The 3,666-nt window shown below is 35.0% G+C and carries 4 protein-coding genes and 1 pseudogene; all 5 read right to left on the bottom strand.

Features of this window, described 5'->3' with window-relative positions; translation table 11 throughout:
- Positions 1–203 (bottom strand): annotated as a pseudogene (locus tag RQ763_RS10620) (hypothetical protein); the annotation flags it as partial.
- A complete protein-coding gene (locus tag RQ763_RS10615) occupies positions 196–1,011 on the bottom strand; it encodes an AAA family ATPase (protein WP_314152928.1) in 816 nt (271 codons plus the stop codon). The pseudogene RQ763_RS10620 and the gene RQ763_RS10615, both read right to left, overlap by 8 nt.
- A complete protein-coding gene (gene mshL / locus RQ763_RS10610; protein ID WP_314152927.1) occupies positions 1,008–2,585 on the bottom strand; it encodes a pilus (MSHA type) biogenesis protein MshL in 1,578 nt (525 codons plus the stop codon). The genes RQ763_RS10615 and mshL overlap by 4 nt, the downstream gene beginning before the upstream one ends.
- Before the next feature lie 9 nt (positions 2,586–2,594).
- On the bottom strand, positions 2,595–3,074 hold the full coding sequence (locus tag RQ763_RS10605) for a hypothetical protein (protein WP_314152925.1): 480 nt from the start codon (positions 3,072–3,074) through the stop codon (positions 2,595–2,597).
- Positions 3,074–3,666, bottom strand: a 593-nt coding sequence (pilO, locus tag RQ763_RS10600; RefSeq protein WP_314152923.1) for a type 4a pilus biogenesis protein PilO, incomplete at its 5' end; no start/stop codon positions are given. The genes pilO and RQ763_RS10605, both read right to left, overlap by 1 nt.

Below are 3,666 nucleotides of genomic sequence, written 5' to 3'. Positions count from 1 at the left end.
GCTTTTTTCTCTTCATTGTAGTTTTGGATTTTTTGAGCGATAAGCTCTTTTTTTGTCTCTGTTTTTGAATTAAAATCATAGAGAAGAAAAAAAGATATTGACAAAATAGCAGCGCTAACGCCTAAAAAAATTGCCAAGTATGGAGTATATGATTTAAGTTTATATTTTTTATGTTTGTTTTCAAGTTCGTTAACATTAAGCATTTATCAATCCTGTATGTATCGCAGCCATCTCTATAATTTTCTTTGAAATTTCATTTCCTCTTATTTCATTTGGATTATTTTGAGCGTAATAGTGGTATATATCAAAGAGCGTGTATACTAATTTGTTTGTATCTCTATAGTTTCCATCCGTCAATTTGTGAATAAGCTTAATTGATTTTGGCACAAACATGCTTGCTGTATCAACACAATTTACTTTCATTAGTTTTTTTTGGATGTATATTTTAAGCTCCACTGGAGAAGCGTTTTCGAGCTTTATGCTCTCCCAGATTCTAGTTTGGAAATGCTCTTTTGCAATAATATCTTCTTTTTCTGTTTTATGCAGGGCGATTACAAATTTTACTTTTCTTGTATCCGATAAAAGTCTAATTTTTTCCATCATTGCCGTAGTGTAGAGCTGCGCCTCATCAAGCATTATAATGGGAACTATTGCTTCGATAAGCTCTCTGTTTTCTACAACCTTCATAAATTGTGTAAAATTCAATTCGCTGTCATATCTGATTCCATATAGATCTTGAGCAAGAGTTTTAAAAAACTCACTCTCATCTAAAATAGGAGTTTTGTAGAGATATGCTTTTTGCGCAGAAGCAACATCTTCATGCAGCCTTGATAAAAACATACTCTTACCCGTTCCAGGTTTGCCGTATAGAAGAACCATTTTTAAGGGCTTCTCTATAGAGTCTCTTAGGGCTTGGTAAATCATAGAGACTTTCTCAAGCTGGATGTAGTCTTTGACATTAACCGTATCTAAAAAAACATCCCTTGAGTTTTCATAGATACCAGGTTTCAATTTTCCTCTCTTGTTTCGGTTGTAGTGACTTTAATCGCCTCTTTTGTATTTATCATGATGCTGTCTGATAATCCTTCATAACCCAAGTCTGAGAGTGAGAGATTCTCGTTGCCTTTGCGAATGATATGAGGCTCAATAACGATAACTAATTCCTGAGTAATTTTTAGTTTATTCTCATACTTGAAGAGATAGTTTAATATCGGAATATCACCCAATATCGGAACTTTATTTACATTGATACTGTTGCTAGTATTGATCAAGCCACCTAATATTATACGACTTCCATCTTTTATAGTTACAACTGAAGAGAGTTGACGGCGACGAAGGTCAGGGGGCATAGTTCTATCTGCTGATTCAACAAGAGATATGTCCGAAGCCGTTTCAGATAGAGACGGATTAATCTTTAATGTAATCATATCGTCATCGGAAATTTCTGGTGTTATATCGAGCAAAACACCGGCAAAAACAGACTGAAGATCTTCACTTGTACTTTGAGTTCCGCTTGTAGTGCCAGATAGAGTCTCCGTACTTATAATTTTATAGAAGTACTCTGTTCCAGCTGTAATAAGTGCCGCTTGATTATTTAGTGTTAAAACTTTTGGGTTTGAGATAGAAGTTACATCACCCTGCGTTTTAAGAAATTTTATAACCTCGTTTAAGTTTCCGCTTGCACTTATTTTTATTAAATGTGAATTTTCAGCAGCACCACCACCGGCAATGGCTGTGGTAATTTTGTTATCTTCAAATTCTGAGACATTTTTGTGAAACAGTTTATCGATGCTTAGATCTATGTCTTGAAGCCTATATAACTGCTGCCAATCAACACCGGTTGTTTTGCCATCACTAAGCGTAACTGAGAGAAGTTGAACATCTATTAGAACTTGAAGCTGCACTTTATCTTGAAGTTTTTTAAGATACTTCTCAAATCTCTCCATCTGTTTAACTGTAGCAGTAACGGTAATAATGCCCGCATTCTTATTTATAATAGGAAGCTGCGCTGTATATACATCTTGGGGTCTGTTAAGAACTTCTTGAAACTCCAAATCCAGCTGATGCCAGAAAAGAACTTCATCAGAGCTATCAATCATCATTCCTGATTTACCGGCACTTCCACCGCCTAATTCATCAGTAGCACCAGTTGACGTTCCAGTCGTAGTTGTCGTTCCAGCTCCCTCAGAGGAGAGTGTGATGTTGGTTTTAGACTCACTTTTTCTTTGTGACAAGATATAGTCAATATTGAACATTTTGGTTTCGAGATATGAAACCCTTAAAATATTGTTCTCTAGAGAATAAGTGAGGTTATTCTCTTTTAGTACAAGATCTAAAACTTCATTGATAGTTAAGTTGTTTAGATTTGTCTTGTTTAGGTTGCTGTCCAAAAACTTCTGTGCATTTGGATCTGTTACTATGATACTAAATTCACATTCATCACTGAGCTGATCTATAAAGTCAATTATCTTAGTGTTTTTTGTCGAACTAATGCTAAATAGCTCATATGAACAATCGGCCACGACATTGGTTGATAATAGAACCGTTAGAAGAGTTGAGTATATCGTTGTTTTTATAAGTTTCATGAGTCTGCCCTACTTATTTTTGAATTTTAAATTTGGATTTTTACTAACAGTTGACAAGACAAGTTCTTTGCTACCTTGTTTTAGAGTCACAGATGTTTTTGTTATGTCTGTAACTGTATAGCTGCTAATCTTATCGCTTACTTTATACCAGCTTCCATCAATCATAGCTGAGGAGTTTATGATTGTGCTTAATACAAGGCTACCCTTCTTAGGGACATCGTCTGTTTTTTCTGCCTGTGCTAAAGATGCTGTTTTTGAAGAAGCTGCTTTTGAAGCTGGAGCGGCTGCCGTTCTCGAACCTTTTCTTGCATCTTTTGTTTCAGGTTTGTTTTTGTCTAAAAAAACAAACGGACTGCCGAGTGCAGGTATATTTACACCTTTTCTTGGTGGCTTAATCGCCTCTATCTGCTCATCTACCCACTCTAATTCATTAGCATACAGAGAGTTACCTAGAAATATTGCGAGTAATATTATTAATGCTGTTTTCATTAGTAAGTAATCCCCCAAACTGAGATATCAAGATTTGTGTTTAGCGCATCTTGAGCTTTTATGTTAAAGTCATGTACGTCTACAACAAGTTCGCTTTGCTCAAGAGAGTTCATAAACTTTACCGTATCTAAATAATTACCTTTAACCTCAAGAGCAATATCTAGAACATGACCAAAAGCAGATTCGTTATTTTCTGAGTAGCTATTTGCAAAGTTAATTATCTTAATGTTGTGTTTCTTTGCATTTATAGAAACAGAGTTAAGATACTCACCCCAAGCTCTTTCGTCATATATAAGAGAAGAGATAGCCTCTATCTTCTCTTTTATGTAGTTGTTTCTCTCTTTTTGAGCAACAAGTTCAACTTCAAGACCTTTTATCTCTTGAACTAACATAGCAACTTTCGCCTCAGTGTTAACTTTTAGATAAAGCTTGTCTGAGTCAATTTTTGCAGTTATGTCTTGAACTTTTTTCTTTTGGCTTTCGAACTCATTCATAGACAAATCATAGAATGGATAAGCTACAGCGAAAAAAACTACAACAATCATAGCATATACTATGTAGGTGTCTTTTTGAGATTTTTCCTTAAAAAAAC

The sequence above is a fragment of the Sulfurimonas sp. genome (assembly GCF_032250635.1).
Taxonomy (GTDB): Bacteria; Campylobacterota; Campylobacteria; order Campylobacterales; family Sulfurimonadaceae; genus Sulfurimonas.
This window is presented reverse-complemented; position numbering and strand designations above follow the sequence as displayed.